The 26,029-nt window shown below is 42.1% G+C and carries 23 protein-coding genes; 12 read left to right on the top strand and 11 right to left on the bottom strand.

From position 1 onward, the window contains the following. Nucleotides 1-164: 164 nt before the first annotated feature. A complete protein-coding gene (locus Q1A31_RS19830; protein WP_299881160.1) occupies nt 165-1,319 on the bottom strand; it encodes an IS30 family transposase in 1,155 nt (384 codons plus the stop codon). 445 nt (nt 1,320-1,764) lie between these two features. Here Q1A31_RS19830 and Q1A31_RS19825 point away from each other — a divergent pair, with 445 nt between their 5' ends. Next, on the top strand, nt 1,765-2,136 hold the full coding sequence (locus Q1A31_RS19825; protein ID WP_299881157.1) for a hypothetical protein: 372 nt from the start codon (nt 1,765-1,767) through the stop codon (nt 2,134-2,136). Nucleotides 2,137-2,180: 44 nt separating this feature from the next. On the opposite strand, the gene Q1A31_RS19820 is transcribed toward Q1A31_RS19825, so the two are convergent. Beyond that, a complete protein-coding gene (locus Q1A31_RS19820) occupies nt 2,181-3,173 on the bottom strand; it encodes an ankyrin repeat domain-containing protein (protein WP_299881156.1) in 993 nt (330 codons plus the stop codon). A 565-nt stretch (nt 3,174-3,738) separates the two neighbouring features. On the opposite strand from Q1A31_RS19820, the gene Q1A31_RS19815 reads away from it, so the two are divergent. The 3 genes from Q1A31_RS19815 (at nt 3,739) to Q1A31_RS19805 (ending at nt 6,740) form a co-directional block, all read left to right on the top strand. Then, nucleotides 3,739-4,758 (top strand): hypothetical protein, encoded by a 1,020-nt coding sequence (locus Q1A31_RS19815; protein ID WP_299881153.1) that lies wholly within the window; start codon nt 3,739-3,741, stop codon nt 4,756-4,758. A 211-nt stretch (nt 4,759-4,969) separates the two neighbouring features. Next, nucleotides 4,970-5,986, top strand: a complete 1,017-nt coding sequence (locus tag Q1A31_RS19810) for an asparaginase (RefSeq protein WP_299881150.1) — start codon at nt 4,970-4,972, stop codon at nt 5,984-5,986. 310 nt (nt 5,987-6,296) lie between these two features. Continuing rightward, nucleotides 6,297-6,740: a CBS domain-containing protein gene (locus tag Q1A31_RS19805; protein WP_299881147.1), complete on the top strand. Its 444-nt coding sequence runs from the start codon at nt 6,297-6,299 to the stop codon at nt 6,738-6,740. A gap of 266 nt (nt 6,741-7,006) precedes the next feature. Here Q1A31_RS19805 and Q1A31_RS19800 read toward each other — a convergent pair whose 3' ends face one another. The 9 genes from Q1A31_RS19800 to kefC form a co-directional block, all read right to left on the bottom strand. Then, entirely contained in the window at nt 7,007-7,369 is a 363-nt protein-coding gene (locus tag Q1A31_RS19800) for a VOC family protein (protein ID WP_299881144.1), read from the bottom strand. Nucleotides 7,370-7,378: 9 nt separating this feature from the next. Beyond that, entirely contained in the window at nt 7,379-8,374 is a 996-nt protein-coding gene (doeB, locus tag Q1A31_RS19795) for a N(2)-acetyl-L-2,4-diaminobutanoate deacetylase DoeB (RefSeq protein WP_299881141.1), read from the bottom strand. Nucleotides 8,375-8,392: 18 nt separating this feature from the next. Continuing rightward, nucleotides 8,393-9,574 (bottom strand): M24 family metallopeptidase, encoded by a 1,182-nt coding sequence (locus Q1A31_RS19790; protein ID WP_299881138.1) that lies wholly within the window; start codon nt 9,572-9,574, stop codon nt 8,393-8,395. Between the two features lie 172 nt (nt 9,575-9,746). Further along, a complete protein-coding gene (locus Q1A31_RS19785) occupies nt 9,747-10,052 on the bottom strand; it encodes a HigA family addiction module antitoxin (RefSeq protein WP_299881135.1) in 306 nt (101 codons plus the stop codon). Beyond that, the gene (locus Q1A31_RS19780) at nt 10,052-10,330 is read right to left on the bottom strand and encodes a type II toxin-antitoxin system RelE/ParE family toxin (protein ID WP_299881132.1); all 279 of its coding nucleotides are present in this window, start codon (nt 10,328-10,330) and stop codon (nt 10,052-10,054) included. The genes Q1A31_RS19785 and Q1A31_RS19780 overlap by 1 nt, the downstream gene beginning before the upstream one ends. Before the next feature lie 114 nt (nt 10,331-10,444). Beyond that, nucleotides 10,445-11,497 (bottom strand): low specificity L-threonine aldolase, encoded by a 1,053-nt coding sequence (locus Q1A31_RS19775; RefSeq protein WP_299881129.1) that lies wholly within the window; start codon nt 11,495-11,497, stop codon nt 10,445-10,447. Nucleotides 11,498-11,629: 132 nt separating this feature from the next. Then, on the bottom strand, nt 11,630-12,019 hold the full coding sequence (locus tag Q1A31_RS19770) for a hypothetical protein (RefSeq protein WP_299881126.1): 390 nt from the start codon (nt 12,017-12,019) through the stop codon (nt 11,630-11,632). 295 nt (nt 12,020-12,314) lie between these two features. Then, nucleotides 12,315-12,980, bottom strand: a complete 666-nt coding sequence (locus tag Q1A31_RS19765) for an SOS response-associated peptidase (protein ID WP_299881124.1) — start codon at nt 12,978-12,980, stop codon at nt 12,315-12,317. A 100-nt stretch (nt 12,981-13,080) separates the two neighbouring features. Then, the gene (gene kefC, locus Q1A31_RS19760) at nt 13,081-14,943 is read right to left on the bottom strand and encodes a glutathione-regulated potassium-efflux system protein KefC (RefSeq protein ID WP_299881121.1); all 1,863 of its coding nucleotides are present in this window, start codon (nt 14,941-14,943) and stop codon (nt 13,081-13,083) included. A gap of 242 nt (nt 14,944-15,185) precedes the next feature. Between kefC and Q1A31_RS19755 the strand changes: the two genes are divergently transcribed. The 8 genes from Q1A31_RS19755 (at nt 15,186) to Q1A31_RS19720 (ending at nt 25,819) form a co-directional block, all read left to right on the top strand. Then, entirely contained in the window at nt 15,186-15,554 is a 369-nt protein-coding gene (locus tag Q1A31_RS19755; protein ID WP_299881118.1) for a hypothetical protein, read from the top strand. A 176-nt stretch (nt 15,555-15,730) separates the two neighbouring features. After that, the gene (locus tag Q1A31_RS19750; RefSeq protein WP_299881115.1) at nt 15,731-16,447 is read left to right on the top strand and encodes a hypothetical protein; all 717 of its coding nucleotides are present in this window, start codon (nt 15,731-15,733) and stop codon (nt 16,445-16,447) included. 145 nt (nt 16,448-16,592) lie between these two features. Continuing rightward, entirely contained in the window at nt 16,593-17,036 is a 444-nt protein-coding gene (locus tag Q1A31_RS19745) for a YtoQ family protein (protein WP_299881112.1), read from the top strand. Nucleotides 17,037-17,390: 354 nt separating this feature from the next. Continuing rightward, a complete protein-coding gene (locus Q1A31_RS19740) occupies nt 17,391-17,774 on the top strand; it encodes a hypothetical protein (RefSeq protein WP_299881109.1) in 384 nt (127 codons plus the stop codon). Nucleotides 17,775-17,934: 160 nt separating this feature from the next. After that, a complete protein-coding gene (locus tag Q1A31_RS19735; RefSeq protein WP_299881106.1) occupies nt 17,935-19,818 on the top strand; it encodes an efflux RND transporter periplasmic adaptor subunit in 1,884 nt (627 codons plus the stop codon). A 24-nt stretch (nt 19,819-19,842) separates the two neighbouring features. Beyond that, nucleotides 19,843-23,034: an efflux RND transporter permease subunit gene (locus tag Q1A31_RS19730; protein WP_299881103.1), complete on the top strand. Its 3,192-nt coding sequence runs from the start codon at nt 19,843-19,845 to the stop codon at nt 23,032-23,034. Then, nucleotides 23,034-24,314, top strand: a complete 1,281-nt coding sequence (locus Q1A31_RS19725; protein ID WP_299881100.1) for a TolC family protein — start codon at nt 23,034-23,036, stop codon at nt 24,312-24,314. The genes Q1A31_RS19730 and Q1A31_RS19725 overlap by 1 nt, the downstream gene beginning before the upstream one ends. Next, nucleotides 24,311-25,819, top strand: a complete 1,509-nt coding sequence (locus tag Q1A31_RS19720) for a TolC family protein (protein WP_299881097.1) — start codon at nt 24,311-24,313, stop codon at nt 25,817-25,819. The genes Q1A31_RS19725 and Q1A31_RS19720 overlap by 4 nt, the downstream gene beginning before the upstream one ends. Nucleotides 25,820-26,029: the final 210 nt, after the last annotated feature.

The following is a 26,029-nucleotide window of genomic DNA, read 5'->3' as shown; positions in this document are numbered from 1 at the left end:
TCTAAGAGGGCTAGTCTTCATACGCCCTTCTAGGGCGAACACAAAACCACGTTCTTAGAACGTGGATTTTTACTTTATGAAGTTTGATCAGCTTTAACTAAAAAGTTATTAAGAGGTGTTCCTAGCTCTGTATTAGTTATATACACGTTTTTAACGCCTTGGATTCAATTGATCATTGCAACACATTGAGAAAATTTTGCAGCTGGCGTCTCAAAATCCAAGGTTTTTCTTGGGCGTTCATTGAGCTGCCTAGCTAGTTTATTTAAATGATGCTGGGAATGCACGGATAAATCAGTTCCTTTAGGAAAATACTGTCTTAATAAACCATTGGTATTTTCGTTACTTCCTCGCTGCCAAGTGCTGCCTGGATCACAAAAATACACATCAACCTCAGTCGCAAAAATAAACTCCTTATGCTTTTTTAATTCAGATCCACGATCCCATGTGAGCGATTTATAGAGTTCTTCGGGTAACTTCTTAGCATGCTTCTTCAAAGCTGATATAACGGTGTCTGTACATTTATCCTTCACTTTCACTAACATGACGTAGCGCGTGTGTCGCTCTACTAATGTAGCAATATAGCTATTCTTGCTTCCAGCAATTAAATCGCCTTCCCAGTGCCCTGGCACAGCACGATCTTCTACCTCTGGTGGGCGTTCACTGATAGATACCAAATCAGGTATTTTACCTCGCCTTTCTTGTTTGGAGCCTTTAGCTCTGCGTAATTTATGCCGTTGACGAAGGTGGTACATCAACTCTTTTTTCAGTGCACCGCGCGCTTGAATATAAAGGCTACGATAGATTGTTTCGTGAGACACGTACATCTCCGATTGCTCAGGGTATGTAAGCTTCAACCAACAGGCAATTTGTTCAGGAGACCAAAAGAGTGTTAGCTTTTGGGCAACTTGTCGGCAAAGCTTGAGATTCTTAGACAGTTTACAGGCTTTTGGGCGCTGAGCACGCTTATCTGCGGCAGCATCCGCCTTATACGCACGATAAGCAGTCGAACCACCATTGCGTTTAACTTCTCGACTAATCGTAGAGGGTGATCTACCTAATGACTTAGCTATTATACGAAGTGATTGTCCTACACATAAACCTCTTGAAATGGTTTCTCGTTCATTCTGTGAAAGTGAGCGCTCTGCTCTTTTACGCTGAGGAGGACTGATACCACCATGAGCCAGTAATATATGCCTGACACTATAGTCGGGACGGTAAAGTGAGCGAGAAATTTCTGCGATAGAGTCTCCTTTGCGCCATCTCTCCCAAAGATGTTCTTTTTCTTTTGTACTGAAAGGTTTACGTTTGTTGTACTTCATAAATAACACCTCTTAAAAATGAATTAAGAAAGTGTGTTGCATTGAGCGATTGAATCCAAGATTTTAAAAACGTAAATAGAATTTATGCAGAGCTCAGGCCTTTTTTATTAACAACGAATCAGCCGAGTTAGCACTTTGCTTTCTAAGTAATTGATCATTCTTATCTTTTGTGACTTTTTTAACAGATAATTTATTTTGTAAAAACTAATATGCTCACAGGCAAAGTTTAAGCCAACACAATTACACTATCGCGTAGCAAAATTCTGGCTGGCAGATCGCGACTAAACTATTTTCTAGCTGAGTGAAAATTGCCTGCCTTGCGAGTTAACGGAGAATCGAAATGAAATTACTTATGATATTGCCTTGTTTACTTTTTCTAGTGGCTTGCGGTAGTGGAGAAGACACTGCTATCAAGGAAAAGCCCACAGTCGCCGAAAAGAAAATTGTGGCCCCAGTGGTCAAAGCCACACCAGAGGTGAGCAATGCTAAACTTCCCTTCGACCTACCAATCATGCCAGGTGCGCGCTATATCAGTGGCAGTTTGAAGTTTTCACGACCCACAAAGAAACGAGGTGGGGAAGCAATCGCAACTATAGCTGCCAAAGGCACGCCGATTGAAGTTGTCACATATTACGAAAAGACTCTTGCCGATATTGGCTTCACACCAAAGGTAGGCAAACACAATAGTGAGTCGACAGCCAAGGTGATCGGTGAACATGAAAATGGCCAGAAATTATCTATTACCAGCATGCGCGGAGGTTCAAAGGCTAAGGCGGGGGAAAGTCAAACCTCTATCATTGCCACTAAACCTCTTTGATCTGAAGTTCTTAGAATTTATCGTCTAGTTAAAGAGTTTAATATTTACAACGAATCAGCCGACTTAGCACCTTGCTTTACTAAGTAAGTAATCATTCTTTTTGTTCCAAACTTTCTTGCGCTATCTAGGGGCGTTTTTCCAGATCGGTCGATGGCATTAATATCAGCGCCTTTTTTCACGAGATATTTAACCGTAGGCACATACAAGCTTTGTACCGCCAGATGCAAAGGCATTTCTTTGTTGGCAGTCGCTTGATTGACATCAACACCTTTATTCAAAAGCACTTCGAGTATTCCAATGTACCCAAGTCTTGCCGCGATATGTATGGCTTGTCTTTTATTTCTTGGATCTGTTGTTGTTATGTCAGCACCTTTTTCGAGTAAATATTCAGCTATTTCAACGTGGTTTTCGTTGGCCGCAATGATCAATGCATCGAATCCTTTGTTATTTTTTAAGGTTAAATCTGCGCCTTTTGAAACAAGATACTTCACAATGTCCACATTGTTTTCTGTGACAGCAATGAGTAATGGCGTAAAACCAAGCTCATTCTTTTGATTGATATCGACCCCAGTCTCAAGCACTTTTTTTACATCTTCAACACCATAGCGTTCGGCGATATAAAATAGATCTTTTGCATGTGGTTTTAAACCAAAGTCGGTTCTGGATTTTTGCAGGGTGTGATTACTCGTCAGGATTTCACATGGCGCAGTAAAGGGATTCTTTTTGGATTTTTTGCTTTTCTTCTCACATCGTTTAATGACCATTTTAGTTGCATCATCAACGGATATTTTAAGTGCAACATAGGTGCAGTAAGCGGTTTTTTCTTTGTTTCTAGGGACATAAAGAAACGCTTTAGGATTTTTCTTTTTCAAATAGCTTTTAAATGATGTTCGGCAATAGGGCGTATCCAAAACATCCATTGTGTTATTTCGAAATTGCATTAATTCAGAGGCGCTAGAGTTTTTGTTAACACTGGATGTATCAGCTGATACAAAGGTCAGGGGTAGAAACAGAAACAATGAAAAGAGTAATCTCATTACATATCCTCGATTAGCATATTAGAGAGGTAAGGCTTCGAACGCCTTTATCTTGATAAGTTGATCTTACAGCTAATAACAGTAAATACAAAAAGTGCCTAGCTCTGCATAAATTCTATTTACGTTTTGGAAAAACAAAAACAAAAACGAGCCGAGCATCGCGAGACAAAAGCATTGTTGTTTAATGCTTACCCGAAGGGAAGGCGCAGCCGCATAAATATCATTCAAAGTAGGGGGGTGACATGTTAATTAGCCCCCCCCGATATCTAACTGAATCAATCATAAGCGATTTGTGATAGACTATGTGCACAAGCACATTTTTTTAAAGCTGTTTCCACAAATACATCCCTTAGACCTTTAATAGCTTACGCTTCTCAGGCTAACCGATCACAGAAAAAGCATCTATATTTCTGCACCTTAAGGTGTGGCTTTTTCGTATCTCTACATTTTCTCGAATATAGCGCACTCCTGACTTTATCGTCAGGCGTTTTACTGTTGTCTTTTATAACAGTTAATAACCCCTGTCTTTGTTTTAATTAAAACAAAGCTAACCCCGGAGCGCCCAATGTATATAGAAATAATAACAACCCCCAATGAGGCTTTAAAAGAAAGTGGTTTTGGAAGTATAAACGCGTGCAACAGTGTTTTAGAGTCGATTCAGCGCTTGGGGTATAGCGTTAAATTGAATGTCTGTAAAACCAAAGAAGATTTGCATGAAGTGGTTGTAAGAAAGCCTGATTTGGTGATCTTGGCGGTAAAGTATGTCCCTATAAAAGATCAGGATGATATCTGGTTGTCTGACTATTTTGCCCAGCATAAAATCAATTTTACGGGATCATCAAGAGAAGTTTTGAAATTTGATTCGAACAAGGTACGCGCTAAAATTCATTTAACCAGCAAAGGCATTAAAACGGCTGCCTATTTTATTGCAGTACCAGAACAATATAAAAACCAAAATGAGTTACCAGTGAGTTTTCCTTTATTTTTAAAGCCTTTGGATGCTGCTAATGGAAACGGAATTGACGACTTATCATTTGTTACCAACTTTGCAGAATATGAAAGCAAAGTAGCGTCTTTATACGACACATTCGAGCAACCCATTTTGGCAGAAGAATATCTCGATGGCCGTGAGTTTACGGTAGCGGTTATCAAAACAAACACTGAAGAACTTATTGTTTCTGCAGTAGAAGTGATACCACCGACATCAAGCAATGGACTTAAGATTTTGGGGTCGCAGGCGAAAAAAGACGATTCAGAAACTCTTTTGAAAATTGATGATGATGCAATAAACGCTGACATCACAAAACTGGCAACTAATGCATTTAATGCCCTCCACGTCAGGGATTTTGGTCGTATAGATATTAAAACCAATAAAGATGGAGAGTGTTTTTTCATGGAGGCAAATCTGGTGCCTGGAATGACTTACGGTTCCAGCTATTTCCCTGAAGCTTGTGGGCTAGCCAATGAATTTGATTACGATAAGGTGGTCGAGTTACTGATTGATGCGGGTTTGGCTAGAGCGTCTATAACGGTGCCACCGAATGACCTTTCGGGCTCAGAAACTAAATTGTTAACTATTTTATGATGTGTTTTAAACTTGCGGCCTAAAATGGGGCCTAAAAAGAGTTAGCTAAAAACCTGATTAATTCATTTTTTCTCAACAATACTATTTAAAACAATACACAATGCTACTGAGTTAACTGCTGTAAGATTTTATAAGAGCTCTTAGTTAGAACTCCCTTAAAGAAGTTACATAGTTTTAATTTAATCAGTCCGTATTTAGGAATATCAGTAGCATGTCTTATGAGTTGTTAGTAGAAGTAACGCGAAACGAAACAGTAGAAAGTCAGCATTTTGGTGCAGCCGTCGTCTGTGACGTTAAGGGAGAAGTTGTCGAAAGTTGGGGAGATATCGATAAATTGATCTTTCCACGTTCTGCATTAAAGCCGATGCTGGCTATTCATCTGATAGAGAGCGGGGCGAGTGACCATTTTGGGCTCACTGATGCACAGTTATCGTTAGCCTGTTCGTCGCATCAGGGTGAAGAGATTCACCAAAATCTGGTGGAATCCTGGCTCGGTCACTTAGGGCTTAAAGAAGACGATTTAGCCTGCGGGCCTGTTCTACCTGAAGATACCGAACGCGCTCATCAGATATTAAAGTCTGGGCAAACAGGTTGTCGAATCCATCACAATTGCTCGGGTAAACATACCGGGTTTTTAACCACGGCACTTCACCTTGGTATGCCACTGGAAAATTACCACCTGCTGGAACATCCATTACAACAATTATCGTTCGATATATTGTCTGATCTCGCAGGGATCGATCTCCAACAGTACCCTATGGGAATCGACGGTTGCGGTTTACCCGCCCCGACAATGCCGTTACACAAACTTGGGTATGTCATGGCTCGCTTTGCCAACCCGATTGATCTATCAGAAAAGCGGGCTAAAGCGATTTATCGTCTGCATCAGGCGATTACTAATGAACCGCTTTATATCGCAGGGCATGGAACCTTGGTCAGTGAATTGAACGATATCACCAAAGGTTCAGTGCTCGCTAAAACCGGTGCCGAAGGTGTTATCACCGCATGCCTGCCTGAACGAGGCTTGGGAGTTGTGGTTAAAATTGCAGATGGAAGTGCTCGGGCGCGCTCTGTCGCATTGTTGTCCATCCTCGATCATTTAGGTGCGTTAACTGATGAGCACAAAGATAAACTCCACAAACACATCTCCCCAGTATTAATCAATTCAAGAGGAGAAACAGTGGGGGATATTCGTGTTGGCAAGTCCTGGCTGGATAGCCGTGAGTGAGTTTTGCTGAGTTAAGTGTAAATGTACCTGGAACTTAAAAGTGCTGAGAACGTAAAAAGTGCCTAGCTCTGCATAAATTCTATTTACGTTTTCAAAAAACAAAAACGTAATATCATTCAAAGTTGGGGGGTGTCTTTTAGTGATTAATATATAAAGAAATATAAAACTTTCACTTTGCATTTAATTTCATGACCTGTGCGACCTTTGCACGGGTTAATCTTTGTGTATTTTTCCTGATTGAATACACTCAAGTTTGTTAAAGCCTTGCTTTTAAGGTTGATGAAATAAACGAGTCAAACAGGAGATTTGTATGATTTATGTATCTGAAATAATGACGGCTCAGCCATATACCTTAATGGCGGATGCGTCTATTAGTGATGCGGTTAAGTTGATGACGGAAAAGCATATCCGCCATATTCCGATTGTGAATGAAGCGGACGAACTAGCGGGCATAGTGACTCACAGAGATTTGCTTGCAGCGACGGGTAGTAAGCTGGATAAGGTTAGCACCAATGAAAATGCCTTTGCTAATAGACCAGTCTCTGAAATCATGACAAGTAATGTTTCAACGACTGTTGAGCAGGCTGAACTAATCAGTGCCGCCAGATTTCTCGAGCAGCATGATTTTGATGCGTTGCCAGTTGTGGATGGGAAAACACTGGTTGGCATAGTCACCGATTCAGATTTCGTTGCTGTTGCAATCAATTTACTAGAGCAAATGTCTGTTACCGAACCAGAAGAGATATTTGATTAAATCTACACTTGATACCAAGGCATAAGCGGGTTTTTGAGGTTCGAGATCGTCCCAATCAGAAATGGATGTCTTTTCATAGCGTCACCTGGTTAGTGTATTAAATTGGATGTCTTTTATTATTATGGATGTTCTAGAGCGTTGCGCAGGGCAGTGTGTGAAATCAATCTACCAGAGATTTGCTGTAACTACAAAATGAAGGAAAGCGCATTGAAATCCTCGTGGTCTTCTTCTGATAAGAATTAATTGTTGTTTCTTATGCAAGAGAATCAATCAGCAGCCCAGAATTCGAGCCTGTGACCTTCGGGGTCGAAAAGATAAAATACTTTGGCACCCCATTGATGGTTTTTTATGGGAGTGAGGTTTAGTTCTGCTGAGAGCAAATTTTGATGGGTGGCGTCTATATCATCAACTTCAAAGGTGATTGTGATGCCATTTCCCTGATTGCTTTTGAGAGAGGTTTTGTCGGCGTTTGTGACACTCAAACGCGCTGATTCGGTTAGCTCAAATTCGACAAACCAATCGTTTTCAGTGGTGATGCTTAAGCCTAATTTGGTTTTGTAAAACTCGACGCATTCTCGCCAGTTATCGCAGTATAAAATGGTGTTGCTGGTTTTTATCGGCAACATCATTCAAGCCTTTTAAATGACCTGCGCAATCACGTTGATACAATCTCCCATTTTAATCCGTGTGGGGAAATGCCGCGAAATCACGATACCATCGCTGGGCGCGAGATAAACATGCGTTGGGGCGGCTGTTCTTTCAATCTCATGCACTCTTGCCATCAGCTGACCTTTCTTCACGTGATCGCCCAGATTGATAAAGGGTTCCAATACGCCATTGTGTTCGGAGAATAGGAAGCAATCATCGCCAGACATATCTAAGGAAAAAGCCCCTGAAAGTGGTGGGGTGACTTCGCCTTCTAAAATACCTGCATGTCTCAGGAAGTTATGGACGCCCCGTTTGGCGATGGCATTGGTTTCAGGCGATGTGGTGCCACCGCCGCCAAGTTCGGTAGTCACAAATACTTTGCCCATCGATTCTACCTGGGTGTCGTACAAACCAGCGGCATCGATTTCTACCATTTTCAAATCATAGGGCGCACCGAAGGCTTTCATCGCTGCGCTGCACTTGGCTTCTTGTTCTTTGTTCTCTAATTCGTGACTGGCGGCGAACGGGACGAAGTCGAGCGTTTTACCCCCCGAATGAATGTCCAATACATAATCTGCCATCGGTACTAGCGTGCGCGAAAAGTAATCTGCAATCACATTGGTAACGGTTGATTTTGCTTTGCCCGGATAAATACGATTCATGTTTAAGCCGTCGATAGGCGATACGCGCGTGCCTTGCACGAATGCAGGGTAATTCATCGCGGGTACGATGATGATGCGTCCCTGAACATCGTCGTATTTATTTCTAGCTGCTAAATTATAGAGTGCGATTGGGCCTTCGTATTCATCCCCGTGATTTCCACCATTGAGTAACGCGGTTGGGCCACTACCATTTTTGATCTGGGTGATGGGAATCATAATCGAGCCCCACGCAGATTCATTGGTCGAATGTGGCAGTCGTAAAAAACCGTGCTGGATGCCGTCTTTTTCGAAGTCTATCGTCGCTGTAATTGGATTCTTATTCATATTTCATTGTTTTATTCGTTAATCTTTAACCAGCATTTCGCGAGGTACATGAGAAAGACATTCGCCACCGGATTCCGTGACGACAATACTTTCAGTGGTTTCAAAACCCCAGCCTTCTAGCCATAGTGCAGGCATGAAGTGGAAGGTCATATTCGGTTCTAACACGCTGGTATCGTTGGTGCGGATCGACATCGTGCGTTCGCCCCAATCAGGCGGGTATGAAGCACCAATGGCGTAACCGCTGCGATTATCTTTTTCGTAGCCATGTTTTTTTAAGGTGCTGAAAAATGCTGTAGCCACTTCTCCACAGGTATTACCAGGTTTGAATTTGTCTAAGGCGACGTCGATACATTCATTGATGACTTTTTCGACTTCACGGTATTTTTGTGTGGGTTTACCCAAGTATAGCGTTCGTGAACAGGGGCAATGGTAACGCGCATGTGCCGCGGCCAGTTCTAGAAACATACCAGAATCAGTGCCGAGTTTTTCATCGTCCCATGTCATGTGGCTGGTGGCGGCTTCTTCACGTAAACCCATCAGCGGAACAATTGAGGTGTAATCACCATAAGCTTCGGGTGTTCCTGTAATTGCAGCATGCGATATTTCAGCGGCTAACTCATTCTTCTGCATTTCGGGCGTGACGACTTGCATGATGTGCTCATAGACCTTGGTGATAATAGTCCCGGCAGAGCGCATGTATTCGAGTTCCTGTGGCGATTTTACGGCACGTTGCCAGTTAACTAACGCCGTTGCATCGACGAAGTTTGCATCAGGCAGTTTGCTATATAGTGATTCAGCGGCACGTGCTGAAAAGTAGTAATTGTCTTTTTCGATACCCGTTTTTTTATTGTGTAACTGCTTTTGTTGCAGAATATCCGCAAGGTATTCCATCGGGTGAATATCGGGTGATTGCACATAGTGATCAGGGTAGGGGATGACATTGTCTTCACTGAGATCAGTAGTGAGTTGAGCGCCAACCGCATCGATGCCACGACCGAACCAGAAGAGGGTGTCGTCACTGCCTATAACCACGCATTGATGGGTGTAGAAAGACCAGCCGTCATAACCTGTCAGCCAGTTCATATTTGCCGGGTCGTAAACGATCAGTAAGTCCAGTTCGGCTTGTTGCATTGCCTGGCGTGTTTTACTTTGTCGCTGAGAGTATTCTTCTGCGGTAAATCGGCGTCGCGCTTCTTTCATGGTTATTCCTTGCAAATGACTGATTTCACAATACAAGGTTAGTCCATAATATTTAATAAAACTTAATAGATTGCGCTGTTCTTTTACTTGGTTATTTTATTTTTATTAGATTAATTAGCGACTATATTTTTCGACTGCGAAGCATAGAGACAACCTTCAGATCGTGTATGTTTTATGCAACGGCATCAAAGTCTATGCGATTTAGATTTTTGGTATCTACTTTTTCTCTAGCTTTCCAGAGATCATAGTTTTCCTGGAGACGCATCCAGCTCTCAGCAGATCCACCCAGAACAGCTGATAACCTAACCGCCATTTCTGGAGATAAATCAGAGACACCATTAATTAGGCGGCTAAAGGTACTTCGCGCTACCCCTAAAGCATCTGCTATTTTATTCGCCGAAATATCATCGAAAGGCTCAATATAGGTTCTATAAATTAATCCCCCTACGTGAGGTGGGTTGTGTTGTTGAAAACTCATTAGTGATAATCCTCATAATCGACGACATATACATCACCGTCTATAAATTCAAATGTTATACGCCAGTTACCTGAAACTGTAATAGACCAGCGACCTTTCAAATCCCCAGTTAATTCATGTAATCGATATCCTGGTTTTCGCATATCCTCAATGTTTAGTGCTGCATTTAGAAAGGCGAGTTGATCACTCAGTTTTTGAGCATGATTGGCTTGAATTCCCGCTAGACTTCCTTTCGTAAAAAACTTTTTTAGTCCCTTGTGTTTGAAGCTCTTTATCATAATTCTAATTGTACCACTATTGCGTATTGCGTATCAAGGAACATGCTTATGGGTATGGTAAACAACAGATTTGATAAATAGGATACTTAAGGGGCTTAATGAGGTTAGCTTTTTTTATTTAGTTGCAGCTTTCGTTACAGCATCTAAAAGCGCATCAACCTCGGCAGCTTCAGTGTTCCATGCAGTGACAAAACGTGGCGGAGCAGTTTCGTCTAATTCTCCCTCGGTGACACTAAAACCAGCGGCATTCAATGACTCAATAACGTCACGAGGAATATGCGCAAAAATCTCATTAGATTCGGTCGGAAAAGCTAACTCAATGCCCTTTATTTCAGCTAATCCTTGGCTGAGTCTTGCCGCCATTTTATTTGCATGGCGTGCGTTTCGTAACCAGACATCGTTAGTTAAATATGCATCAAGTTGCGCTGAGATAAAACGCATTTTCGACAACAGCTGACCAGAGCGTTTATGCAAAAATGGAAAAGATTGGACGAGTTCAGGTTTAAAAAACACCACGGCTTCTGCTGCGATACAACCATTTTTAGTGCCACCAAAAGACAAAACATCAACGCCTGATTTCCATGTCATTTCAGCAGGACTTACATCTAAAGCAACAAGTCCATTGGCAAAGCGAGCACCATCCATGTGCACACTCAATCCATTCTCATGCGCAGTTTCGGCAATCGCTGTAATCTCGTCAAGTTGATACAAAGCGCCCACTTCACAAGACTGGGTGATGCTGACTGTCGCTGGCTGTGCTGAATGCACATTGCCCGCACCACGAATCTTATCGGCTAAGGCATCGGCTGTGATTTTGCCGTTTTTGCTAGATATAGGAACGAGCTTAGCGCCACCCGTAAAGAATTCAGGCGCACCACATTCATCGGTATTGATGTGTGACATCTCATGGCAAAACACTTTTCCGTATGACGGTGTCAGAGTCGCAAGGGCTAATGCATTCGCAGCCGTACCGCTGACTACGGGGTAGGCAATAACCTCAGTTTCAAACACTTCACTGAGTTTTTGTTGAAGTCTTTTGGAATAGTCATCCTCACCATAAGATTTCGCGATACCTGAATTTGCTTCGATAATCGCATCCATGACCTCGGGACAAGCGCTGGAAATATTATCTGAGGCAAAGCTGTTTTTTATAGGAGCTGATGACATTTTATAACGATCCAATTTTGAGGTGTTTAATGATATTAGATCAGATTGATTGTTTTAGTGTGGCTAATACTAAATAAAAAATGACACCCCCCGCCTTTAAGGCACTTTTTTATATACCTTAAATAAGCATACTTAACGAACTGGCGTCGTATAAATCCCAAACTTGGTAATCGTCTCGCGGAAAAACCAGTGATCTTTACTTTTACCGCCGCAGATTTCTGTTTTTTCTCCATTGGCAAAATTAGCCGCCACGTTAAATCCCATACCGGGTTTATGATTGAGCGCGACGATTCGGCTTTCGTGTGGTTTTAACTGCACCATAGAAATTTTCTCTTGCAGGTTGGCGCTGCCGTGTTCGATGATCACTGATGGAATGGTGGCATCGGTATCGTTTAGTACTTCAACATACAAAGGTTTCATGGGGTTTTGCAGTGAAAACCAGAAGGTGGTTAGTGCAATTCCTAAAAGCAAAAACAGAAAAGCATAAAGAATAAATCGATACTTTTTGATTGAAGTGTTCATGGCTGTGTTGATACGCTTAATAGCGAGGTAAAGAATTTAGTATGTGCTTCTAAACCTTATGTATCATTGATTAATCACAAAGATTATTAACAAAACTATTCACAAAAAAGTGGCTTAGCTCTGCATAAATTATTCGGCTACGCCTCACCCTGAAGGGTCAGCTAAAGCTGTTGTCTCGCAAGCTCGGCTCTATTTAGGTTTTTACAAAACAAAAACCTAATATTATTCCGCAAAGCATAAGTTCCTTGGGTCATTTTAAACAACAAAATGAAAAGTCACTTAAAGTACGGGGGTGTCATTCTGCTAATGGCTTGAATTCATAATTATTAGACGGGGAACCAACAGCTTTTGATATCGGGTAAAACGCAAGATCTTCTTCATCAACCATTGGGAAGTCATCAATCGCGCCTTTCAGCCATAACTGATAATACTCGCTGGGTAAAATGACTGGCATCCGATTATGAATGTGGTTAATTTCCGGGTAGGCATCGCGGGTAATAATGGTGCAAGATTCGATCTTTTCTCCAGACTGGGTATCAGTCCAGTTTTCAAATAAACCTGCCATTGCAAAGGGTTGATGATCTTTTCGCCCAATCCAGAAGGGTTTTTTGCCGGCAGGCTTGCCTTCAATCTCTAGATTTTTCCATTCATAATATCCAGTTGCGGGAATCATGCAGCGTCGGCGTTTATAGGCTGTGCGAAATGAGGGTTTCTCGGCGACTGTTTCTGAGCGTGCGTTAAAGGTATGGCTGGCAATACTTCGGTCTTTCGCCCATGAGGGAATCAATCCCCAATGCGCTGCGGTCAATCTTCGGTGATCGCCAATCTGATAAATAATAGGGATATCTGTGCCCGGTGGAATATTAAAATTAGGCTCATACATAGGCATTTGTGGATCGCTAATCACAAACGTTTTAATCAATTGCTCTTTACTGATGTTAAGTTCGAATCGTCCGCACATAGGCTCTAAAGTTAGTGATTAATGCTTTTATTCTAGCCTAATTAAGGCCTGTTGAGGGGAAAAGTCACCCCCTACCTTATAAGCAGTTTTTTAAACTTCTCTAGCGATGTGACTGATCCGTAGCTGCTTTAGCTATTTTTTCAGGATTATCTAATTCAACCTCAGGATTTTCTACCTTGAAGATTTCCATCATCTCATTTTGCGCCAAACGTGATTCCGAAATGAAGCGTTTACGATCTTCCCGATGTTGCTGTAGACGATGAATCGTCTCTTCATCATGTCTTGCGAACAATGATGCTTTACGCTCGGCGTTAAATGAAGGTACCCCCAATTCTTGTAAAGCCTTCTTTCCCAGATTTAATGAACTTTGGAAAACCTCGCGCTCTATATGGTCAGCCCCTAAATCTCGCAATTCGTAATAGTGAAGTACGTCAAAAGCTCTCGCTAATATTTTTAAATGTGGAAAATGTTTTTTTGCCAAGGCAACCATTTCATTGGTTTTCTTGCGGCTATCGATAGCAATGATGAGTAACTTTGCCTCTTTGGCTCCGGCGGTTTCCAGTAGATCGAGACGACTCGCATCACCATAGTAAAGCATGAAACCAAACTCTCGAACGCGGGCTATATTACTGGCACTATGATCCAATACGGTTACAGAACACTGGTTTGCGATTAATAGTCGTCCAATGATTTGCCCAAAACGACCAAAACCCGCAATGATCACCGGATTGTGTTGGTGGTCCATGGTTTCTTCCATGCTGTCTTTATTATCTTTGTCGTATAAGGGTTGAACATACTTCTCATTTAGCAGAATGAGGATAGGAGTCAAAACCATCGACAAGGCAATCACCGCGGTTAAAATACCGATGATATCTTTCGGGATAACGTTTGATTCAGAACTCAGTGAAAGCAGTACAAAACCGAATTCGCCTCCCTGTGCCAGGGCGAAAATAAACCAGTATTTATCGCCACGGAGTAAGCCAAAAACGCGTGCTAAAACCCACAGGATAATAAATTTAACGATAATTAGCGCAAGCACTAAGCCCATAATAATTAGCGGTTGTTCCGCGATTAAAGAAAAGTTTATACCTGCTCCAACAGATATAAAGAACAAGCCTAAAAGCAAAGCTTTGAAAGGGTCGATATTCGCTTCTAATTCATGACGGTATTCGTTATTTGCTAATACCACTCCGGCGATGAAAGCACCAAGGGCAGGGGACAAACCAACCAGATTCATTAATAAGGAAATTCCGATAACGAGTAACAGGGCAGCGGCGGTAAAAATTTCACGCAGACCACTTTCTGCAATAAAGCGGAATAAATGCCTAATCAGATAGCGACCGGCAAAGATAATGGAAGCTATCACTGCGAGAACCACTAGTGCTTGTTGCCAGGCTGCAAGATGCGAAATAATGCTGGAAGAATGTTCATCGACTGTAGTACTGGCGACGTCACTAAGCGCGAGTAAGGGCAATAGCGCGATTATGGGGATGACAGCGATATCTTGAAACAGCAGGACGGCAAAGCTTGATTTTCCTGCTTCTGATTTCATTAACCGTTTTTCTTCAAGAATCTGTAAAGCTATCGCCGTGGAAGATAACGCCAGGATCAAGCCAATAGCCATGGATGTTTGCCAGGCTAATCCTAAAGCCATAGCACAACCGGTTATGGCAAGCGTGGTGAGTATCACTTGAAGCCCGCCCAAACCTAAAATAGGTTTGCGCATGCGCCATAAAACCTGTGGCTGTAATTCTAGTCCTACAAGAAATAACATCATCACTACGCCAAATTCGGCGAAATGCATCACATGTTCGGCATCTGTAATCAGTTTTAACGCAGAAGGCCCGATTAATGCACCAGCGATTAAATAGCCTAATACAGAACCTAATCCCAAGCGGCTCGCAATAGGAACGGCGATAACGCCTGCGGCGAGAAAAACAAATGCCTGGGTTAAAAGATCCATAGATGTACTCTAAAAACTATTATCAAAGAACACCTATTGTAGAACGAATTATGAAAGGACACCCCCCTACTTATATGGCTTTTTTTGTTCTATTAATTTGTCTATTCATTTATCAAATGATTCGTTTATAAAAAAGTGGGTAGTTCTTTACATATATCAAAGTATTTAATGCCAATTTCTCGTACTTTACCCATCAAAGCCTATCTATGGATTTAGCCATAGAAATATTTTAGGAATGAACAATGAAAATCACAGCTCAATCAGCACGAAGAAGTGCCTATATGTTTAACTGGGGAAGTATTGCGGCTGTGCTACTGCCTCTGCCATTTTTACCGTTATTTTTTGGCGCTTCGGTTTTTTTATATACGATGAATCGAAATCATCCTGAGCCCAAAGTAGGTCGTTATATGCAGCGCTCTGCCAATCGATTTTACTTAACCGCCGGAAGTGTCATTGTGTTGGGTAAGTTTATTCCCGAATCCACAGCTACGATGAAATGGTATTTTCTATTGTGGTTACTGGCGGTAGTGATGGTGTTGTTGCCTTCGGTAAAAGATATTTACACAATTTGGCATGATACCTGGGTAGATATTGATACGGGAGAAACATAACAGTCGGCTCTCCAGTGATTTATGATTTTTGATATAGATCATACTTTGTTTAAAGACAGAGTGAATGAGTTGTTATTAGCCCCCTTTTACTGAACGATGTGAAAAGCGTAAGCACTAAATTACAGCTAGCTTTTTATAGGTAGGTTTTTCTATCAAATGGTAAGGATAAGTAGTTTATGATTTTTGAGATCAATCCAGAAATGGTAGAGCAAATTGCTATGTTTGCTTTTTATTCGGACATGAATGCGAACTTAGATCTTAAGCGTCGCATTATCGAGACCAAAAAAGAATACATCGCTGACTTCACAAAACGGTTTACCGGATTCATCGGTGGTCCGTTATCGTCAGGACTATCTGCCGAGACAATACTCGTGCCGCATAAGAAAAAGAATAAGAGCGGATGCGATACAGCCATAATTATTACGTCGAAAGGCTTATCAAAAATAGCGCTCTCAAAATATAAATACCCTAGCTTTGAAGACCCACAATTAAACTGGGATAAAACCAAAAAAAGCTCTAAAAAATCACTGTTCTCCTCTCAATTAAAAAAACAGAAACGCTATGATAAAGAGTTCGCCGTGTTTCAAAAGATTATAAATAAGCAACTCAAAGATCACCCACAAACCTTGTCTAAAAATTCGTCGAATTGTATCTGGTATTCCGATGCTGCTTCTTTTAATCAAGAATGCAGACGTTCTCCTAACGAACTATGGGGAACTCAGCAGATATTGGAAATGTTTGAGAAAAAAGGCACTGCAGATATTGGAACCATTCTTAAAGCGGTCTGCTTAGACTCAGTCGCTAAACCTGTAAAAATCACTAATGGTATAGAAGATTTTGTCAAAGAATATAAGCTTCCTTCACGTGTCATTTCGATTAATGTTCTAGATTGATACTGTAGCTTGATATTCTGGATTATTGCTCTAGCTTGAAGCCATAGAAAAGATGATGAGATTTTTACTCTTTAAATAAATCACATTCAAATAAATGCTAAAGTAGCGCGATATTTTAATAGCGAATCAATTAGCGGAGTGATGTATGGAATGGAATGTTTATTTATCGGGAGAAATTCATACCGATTGGAGAGAGAAAATAATCGCAGGTTGTGAAGAACATAATCTACCTATCAATTTCAGTTCCGCTGTTACCAATCACGAAGCCAGCGATGCTGCGGGTGATGTATTAGGCAAAGACGAAAACAACTTCTGGCGCGATCACAAATCAGCAAAAGTAAACGCGATTCGTATTAAGACCATGTTAGAAAACAGTGATTTGGCAGTGGTACGTTTCGGCGACAAATACAAGCAATGGAACGCCGCATTCGATGCAGGTTTCTGCGCAGCTTTAGGCACACCCTATATCACGCTACATGACGAAGATATCATTCACCCGTTAAAAGAAGTAGATGCAGCGGCAATGGCATGGGCAACAACGCCAGAGCAAGTCGTTGAGGTTTTGAAGTATACGATTGCTCAGAAGTAGCTTTTCGAGGCTCACCAAGAGCCAGAAATGACAGGTCAAATAATTATTCGGCTAAAGCCTCACCCTATCGGGTCAGCAAAGCTGTTGTCTCGTAAACTCGGCTGAGTTATTCGTTTTAAAAAACAAAACGATAAGCTCACTAAAGTTCATCGTAGATTCCGCAAGGAATCGTCGATGTACAGAAAGTAAGCTTGAGTTATCTGTTAATACCATATCAAGACACCCCCCTACTTTTAGGCTGTTTTCTTTCAGCGTTATAATCAAGCAGAAAAAAAGTGCCTAAAAGTAGGGGGGTGATAAAAATCGCATCCAAAATTCTAATAATTATCGTATAATAAAGTTATGCGGAAATTAGTGACTCTATTTATAGCCTTCATTCTATCGGTCTTCCCGATTGTGAATGCGTCTGCATCTCCTCACTCTTGTGGCAATATGATGCCTGCGACAATGACAATGCCGGATCAAATATCAGAGTCACAAAGCATGAACGAATCCACTACAGTTGATTCCGCAAACATGGCATCCATGCATGATTGTTGTGAAAAACCAGATAAAATCTGTGATCATTCTAATGCCTGTGATTGTGAAAACACACAAGTAAATTTTACTTCTGTAACTACTTACAACAGTCAATATCTGCAAATAGTTGATCGTTTAAAATCTCAATATTTACCTTCCTTATTTATTTCAAAATACTCTGATTCCCTCTATCGGCCCCCGATAAACACCTTTATCTAAAACACTTCTTAGACTTACGCCAAGCGCGTCAAGTTTCTAACGTCATTTGGTTTTCCAAGCATTTTGTCGCTGTAACTGTTGTTTCTGTGATTAGGAATATAGATAGCATTTCTGTCGTTTCACGCAGTAAACATAAGTAAGCAGCATTTAAAGGTTAGTTATGAAATTTATTATAAAAACACTGGGTTTGTTCGTGGTATTGGCGATTACCGCAACGGCATATTGGTTTTTACTCGAACCTGCAGATAGAGAAGAGCTGTTTGAAAATACCGTTACTAAGGTAACAGGAAATAGTTTCGAGGAAACTTTTAAACCTAACTCTAATTTGAGTATGGATGATGTCAAAGATGATTCTCTAATAGAACACGCGCGTCGCCATGCTGACCCTACTTACGTTTGCCCCATGCATCCTCAAATAGTCAAAGGTGAGCCGGGTAACTGTCCGATCTGCGGCATGAACTTGGTGAAGAAAGAAGCACCAGCAGAGCAAAAAGAAGTAGAAGAAAAACCTACAATGACCATGGATGATGTCAAAGATGACACGCTGATAGAACACGCGCGTCGTCACGCTGACCCTACTTACGTTTGTCCTATGCACCCGCAAATAGTCAAAGGTGAGCCCGGAAACTGCCCAATCTGCGGCATGAATTTGGTCAAGAAAGAGCTTGAAGCCGAAGAAAAACCAGCAATGAGTATGTCTAAAGCAAAGCCAAAGTCTGAAACCATGCCAAAGCCAACAATGACCATGGACGATGTCAAAGATGACACGCTGATAGAACACGCGCGTCGTCATTCTGATCCAACTTATGTTTGCCCCATGCATCCTCAAATAGTCAAAGGTGAGCCGGGTAACTGTCCGATCTGTGGTATGAATTTGGTCAAGAAAGAGCTTGAAGCTGAAGAAAAACCAGCGATGGCTATGAATAGCAAACCCAAAGAGAAAAAGATCAAATTCTGGGTTGCGCCAATGGATGCAAACTATCGTCGGGATGAGCCGGGTAAGTCACCAATGGGGATGGATTTAGTCCCTGTTTATGAAGAGCAAGGTGGTGAAATGGCAATGAATGAAGGTGATGGAATGCCCGTCATTACCATCAATTCAAGCACTGCACAAAACATGGGTGTGCGCATTGAAAAAGCTAAGCTAAATGAACTGTCACGTAATATAAAAACACTGGGTTCGATTACCTACAACGAAGACAGTGTGCATCATATCCATGCAAGGGCGAGTGGCTGGGTTGAGAAACTTTACACCAGCTCCCTCGGTGACCCTGTGGTTAAAGGTAAAACCCTGCTTGAGTACTATTCGCCAGAAATTGTAGCAGCACAAAAAGACTTGTTACTTGCCAAACGTGCGGGCGCAAATTTAACCCTCGCTTCTAAAACGCGTTTACGTGATTTAAATGTTTCAGATGAGTTCATCGACCAAATAAGCAAAAGCGGAAAATCACAGAATCGTGTTCCCATCATCGCCAATCATTCGGGTGTGGTTACCAGTATAGGCATCAAGAACGGTATGTATGTTACGCCGGGAACTCAAATTTATTCGATTGCCGATTTATCGTCAGTATGGGTGATTGTTGATGTATTCGAACATCAATTAACCTGGGTAAAAGTGGGTAACAAAGCGCTGGTTAAAGTCCAAAGTATGTCGGATAAAGAATGGCAGGGAGAAGTCGAATACATCTATCCTGAATTGAATCCTAAAACGCGCACTTTAAAAGTACGTCTAAAAATCCCTACACCAGAACAGCTGCTGAAACCCAATATGTTTGCTGATGTGACATTGCTAACCAACAATAAGAAGGTTGTCAGTGTTCCCACCGAATCGATTATTTATTACGAGCAAAGCCCGCGAGTTGTAAAAGTAATTTCTGAAAATAAATATCAACCTGTTGATGTCACCATCGGGATGAAATCTAACGGGCAGGTCGAGATCATCGATGGCATAAAAGAGGGTGACGATATTCTGGTTTCAGGCCAGTTCATGATTGATTCCGAAAGTAATCTGCAAGCGAGTTTCCGTCGCCTGATGAGCAAATAAGGGATAACTGGAGAAGAAAAGAATATGCTAGCTCACATTATAAAAGCATCCATCAATAACCGTTTTCTAGTGATTATGTTTACGGTGTTAATAACGGCTTGGGGTTTAGTCTCACTTTCCAAGACGCCACTAGATGCGATTCCTGATTTATCGGATGTTCAGGTCATTGTCAAAACCAGTTTTCCGGGGCAGGCGCCTCAAGTTGTGGAAGACCAGGTCACTTATCCAATCACAACCACCATGTTGAGTGTGCCTAAGGCAACAGCCGTGCGTGGTTATTCATTCTTTGGTGATTCTTATGTATATGTGATTTTTGAGGAAGGCACGGATATCTACTGGGCACGCGCCAGAGTGCAGGAATACATCAGTCAGGCAGCCAGTCAATTGCCAGAAGGTATAGAGCCTCGTTTGGGGCCCGATGCGACAGGTGTCGGCTGGGTTTATGAATATGCGTTGGTCGATAGAAGCAATAACCATGACCTTTCACAACTAAGATCGCTTCAAGACTGGTTCGTTAAATTCGAATTACAGACCGTTCCCGGTGTATCGGAAATTGCCACTATTGGCGGCATGGTAAAGCAATATCAAATCACGGCTGATCCCAACAACCTTCGTGCTTATGGCATATCACTCAGCCAGCTGAAAACAGCGATACAAAAAGGCAATAGAGAAACCAGTGGTTCGGTCATGGAGCTTGGCGAAGCCGAATACATGATTAGCTCTAAAGGCTACTTAAAGAACATAGAAGATATCGAAACGATTCCGGTCAGCCTGAATAAAGAAACAGGTTCACCGATACTGTTACGCGATGTTGCGCAGGTAAATATCGGCCCACAAATGCGTCGCGGTATTGCAGAACTGGATGGCGAAGGTGAAGTAGTCGGCGGAATCGTAGTGATGCGTTATGGCGAAAATGCACTACAAGTCATCGAAGATACCAAAAAGAAACTGGAAGATATCAGACAGGGTCTACCTAAAGGCGTCGAAATTGTAACGACTTATGATCGTTCAAAACTCATTTTGAATGCGGTTGATAATCTCAAAATCAAACTACTCGAAGAGTTCGCTGTAGTCGCAGTGGTTTGTTTGATCTTCCTATTACATCTGCGTTCAGCACTGGTCGCTATTATTAGTCTACCTATTGGTATTTTAATGGCATTTACGGTGATGCAATACCAAGGCATCAATGCCAATATCATGTCATTAGGAGGTATCGCCATAGCCATTGGCGCGATGATTGATGCCGCGATTGTAATGATCGAAAACGTACATAAACACCTCGAACATTACAAAGAAGATCATGGTGTAATGCCCAAAGGTAATGAGCACTGGAAAGTGGTTACCGAAGCATCGGTTGAAGTAGGCCCGGCGTTATTCTTCTCACTATTGATCATTACCTTAAGCTTTGTTCCTATTTTTGCCTTAGAAGCGCAAGAAGGTCGCTTATTCTCGCCGCTGGCATTTACCAAAACCTATGCAATGGCTGCGGCTGCGGGCTTATCTGTGACATTAGTTCCGGTATTAATGGGCTACTTTATTCGTGGAAAACTACCCAAAGAAAGCAGTAATCCACTGTCGGTTATTCTAATTTTCATCTATCGACCATTACTCAAGATGTGTCTGGCAGCGCCGTTTCTGACTATTTTAGTATCATTGCTGGTAATCCTTTCAGCAGTCGTACCTTTGAATAAAATTGGTAGCGAATTCATGCCAGAACTCGAAGAAGGTGATCTTTTGTATATGCCGACAACGCTTCCGGGCGTGTCCATTGGTAAAGCACAAGAACTGCTGATGCAAACCGACAAGCTGATTAAAACCGTCCCAGAGGTTGAGCGAGTCTTCGGTAAAATAGGGCGTGCGGAAACAGCAACCGATCCAGCGCCACTCACGATGATCGAAACCACCATTATGTTGAAAGATAAGAGCGAGTGGCGAGAGGGAATGACGCTTAAAAAGCTCTCTCAGGAACTCGACAAATTAGTGAAATTCCCTGGTCTAACCAATGCGTGGGTGCAGCCGATTAAAACCCGAATTGATATGCTCGCTACAGGCATTAAAACGCCAGTTGGAATCAAAGTTGCGGGGCAAGATTTAAAGGTCATCGAGGAAATTGGAAAGGATATCGAGGGCATCCTAAACGATGTCGAAGGCACCGCTTCGGTATTCTCAGAGCGTGTTTCAGGCGGGCGTTATATCGAGATCATTCCAGATCGTATTACCGCGGCGCGTTTTGGCTTAAATATCGATGATATCCAAACCATCATCAGTTCAGCCGTTGGTGGTGCAAACATCACGCAAACCGTCGAAGGGCTTGAGCGCTATCCGGTTAATTTACGTTATCCGCGTCACACCAGAGATGATATCGATAAGCTCATGGAGTTGCCTCTGGTAACACCGTCAGGCGCACATATACCTCTATCACGAGTGGCAGATATTCGTTTCAGTGAAGGCCCGCCGATGATAAAAACCGAGAATGCGCGTTTGAATGGCTGGACTTTCGTCGATATTAAAGATGTCGATTTGGGTGGCTACGTCAAAAATGCACAACAAATATTACGGGATAAATTAGAACTTCCTCCGGGTTACTCCGTCACCTGGACAGGGCAATACGAATACCTATTACGAGTGCAAGAGAAGCTCAGTGTCGTGATTCCGATGATGTTACTGATTATTCTATTGTTGCTTTATATCACCTTCCGCAGCATGACAGCGGCGTTAATTATTATGTTATCGCTACCTTTCGCATTGGCAGGTGGCATCTGGTATTTGTATATCTTGCAATACAACTTCTCGGTTGCAGTCGCCGTAGGCTTCATCGCCTTGGCGGGTGTGGCAGCTGAATTTGGGGTGATTATGTTGATCTATCTAGACAATGCGATAGAGAAAAGAAAACGACAGGGTAACTACCATACAGTCGATGATTTAAAAGCCTGCATTATGGAAGGCGCAGTAATGCGAGTCCGACCCAAAGCGATGACAGTGGCAATCATTATCGCGGGTTTAATTCCGATTATGCTGGGTAGTGGAACAGGCTCCGACGTTATGCAACGCATCGCAGCGCCAATGATTGGCGGCATGATTACTGCACCGTTTTTATCTTTGTTAGTGATTCCTGCAATCTATTTGCTGTGGAAAACACACGAGCTAAAAAAACTCGCTCGCAAAAAGCCAGAACAACAAAACCCAGAATCAAAACTCGCTATGGAGAACAACTAATGAAACTTTTAAAACTTCAAAGCCTAGCATTCATTGGTCTGATTATCGCGACAGGGAATCTGATTCCATCTCAAGCATTCGCAGCAGCTACACCACCAACACCGCTAAACCAATTGATAAAAATCGCGGTGGATAATAATCCCCAGCTGAAATCCAAACGACTCGCCTGGCAAAGTCTGATTCATCAGTACAAACAAGCGACTTCTCTGGATGATCCTAAGCTGGTTTATACCGAAGCGATTAACCCTGTGGAAACGCGCTTAGGTCCTCAAGATAGAGTACTCGCGTTAAATCAGAAAATCCCTTATCGCGGTAAGTTAGCCCTGAAAGGCAAGCTGATACAAAAGGATATTGAATCAGCAAAGGTTTCTTTCGATAGAGCCAGTCGTGACTTGATTGTAGATTTAAAGCAATCCTATTATGAATTGGTCTATCTGAAAAATGCGATTCATCTAAGCCAGCAGAATAAGCAATTGCTGGATAAAGTGACTCACCTTGCAAGCACCGACTACGCTGCAAATGCCAGTGCCTTAAACGATGTGGCAAAGGCGCAAAGTCAAACGGCTCAGGTCGCTTATGATGTGCAACTACTGCAAGAGTTAGCATCTACCGAAAAGACACGCATCAATACACTGCTAAACCGCAATCCAGAATTTGCCTTTGAAGTGTCACGCCACACGCGTATGCCACCCAAATTCCCTCATCCGATTACGCGCCTTTATCAATGGGCCGAATCCAATGAAGAAATCACATTGAGTGATATAGCAATCCAGAAAAGTCAGTTGCAACAGCAGCTAGCGGGTTATGCAAGCAAGCCAGATTTTACGCTAGGCGCACTCTATACCCAGATTGGAGAGCGTGATGTCGATGGTTTAGACAGAAATGGACGAGATGGTTTTGCCGTCAATATAGGCTTGAATATTCCACTAAATCGATCGAAAAACAGGGCGATTAAAGAGCAGGCGAGACTCCAGCATCTACAGAAAATAGAAGATAAGAAATCCATGCAAAATGCATTAAGAAACAGCGTGAAAAAACTCCATTTCAAATTAAACAATGCCTATCGACAAACCGTCCTGTATCAAAACAGTCTGATTCCTCAAGCGAATCGTGCGATGCAGATGGCACAATCACAGTATCGCGAAAATAAGGGTTCGATTGGACAATATCTGGAAACACAATCAACCGGCTTAAATTTTCAATTAGCCTATCAACGTGCGCTGGCAGATTACTGGCAAAGCCTAATCCAGTTAGAAAAGCTAACAGGTAAAAAGCTATGAGACCCTTACTTAAAAACGTAACTAGGCCATTACCAAAAACAGCGCTAACAAGTCTAACAATGTGTTCTGTATTGCTGCTAAGCGCTTGTAGTCAGGGAGTAGGGGTTAACACATTACAAAAAGACTTTGATCAGCATAAATACTCAGAATACGTAAAAGCCAATCTACTAACTGAAACACCAGTTACAACTGCAAGCAAAATACCTCAAATGCCGAATTTAGCTTTGGCAAAACGTCAATCAAATGGCGCAAGAAAAGCTAAGGCAAACTTAAATGGCGTGATTGCAAACAATGGCTTATTCAAACCCACTGCTGACAATACCTCGGTAGCAATGCTGGCTAAAACAACATCGCTCAATACCGTTTTAAACATGGCGTTAAAACGTAATCTGGATATCAAAAGCGCGCAACAACAGGCTCAGGCAAGCTTGTCTAAATACAATCAGGTTGAATACCTATCCGACATGCTGGCGCAGTATGACGCGTTCACCAATGAGTTAGCGCTAACGGGTAGTGCAAAGGCGAGCGTATCGAAAAACAAAAGCGTAGCCTATCCATCCCCGGGTTTGAATGCGATTAAGTCATCCATTATTGATGAGTCGGTAAAGTACTCGCGCTTAAAACTCAAGCAAACCACCCAAGATACCATTACCAACGCACGGATTGCCTATACAGAAATGCAAACCGCTCAACGTGAAATGGTGTTGCAGTCCAGGCTGACCAGCCAATACAAATCACTCAAAGAAGAATTGCAAAATAACTACGCCACCAACACAGGCGGGCTGGATGATATTTTACAAGCGGATATTCAAATAGCCGCCAGCCAGAATAAACGCAGAGTCGCAAAAGACAAGCGCGATGCCCAACAAGCACGATTAAACGCACTGTTGAATATCCCGACGACGACTCGTTTTGGTGGTTTGGATAAATTGGGTAAAACAAGTCTATCTACAAACCAAGCTACAAACCGAGCTGATATAACGCAACAAGCGCATAAACACCGTGTAGAAATTGCCTTATTACAATCAGAGCTGGCTAAAATGCAGCGAGTTATTCAACTCTCAGAAAGACAACTCTACCCAGATTTAGATGCAGGCTTTAGTCGCACTCAAAATGGTAAATTCAACACCAAACCAAAGATCAAAACAAATAACTTCTTTGCAAAAAATGATGCCTATCTTGAAGAAACCAAACAAAAAGCCAAAGCTTTAACATCGAAAATAGCCGCCTTAAAAAATACTACTAGTGACGAGTTACAACAGACCTTGTCTAATTACCAGTCACAGCAATCCACTTACACGTTGTACCAAAATAATGTCATCCCAAAAGCGAAATCCTCACTGGATATTGCCAGAAATGCATTCGAGACAGGTGAAAGCGATAATGTAAAAGTGATAAAGGCGCAGATAGCGATTAGCAAATATCGTTTGCTATTATTGAAAGCGCAGAGTGGGATGCAGGTAAATCGATATAAGACTGAGCGGTTGGTTGGGATAAGTTTGTAATATAGAAAATGTGCCTAAAAGGTGGGGGGTGGCTTTCTTAGGCTTACCAAAAGACAAGAAAGTCCATCGTAAATTTCGTATGGAATCGTCGATGTACAATGTTCGAACTGGGATAGATGCTATTACGCTTGCTAAAGACACCCCCCATATATGGTCTCCTCCATTTTTGCAAAATAATATTCAACCGTTTTGACAGGGATAGATTTGCTT

This window comes from uncultured Cocleimonas sp., assembly GCF_947495625.1.
Taxonomy (GTDB): Bacteria; Pseudomonadota; Gammaproteobacteria; order Thiotrichales; family Thiotrichaceae; genus Cocleimonas.
Note: the sequence above shows the minus strand (reverse complement) of the source record. Positions and strands in the feature narration are given on the sequence as shown.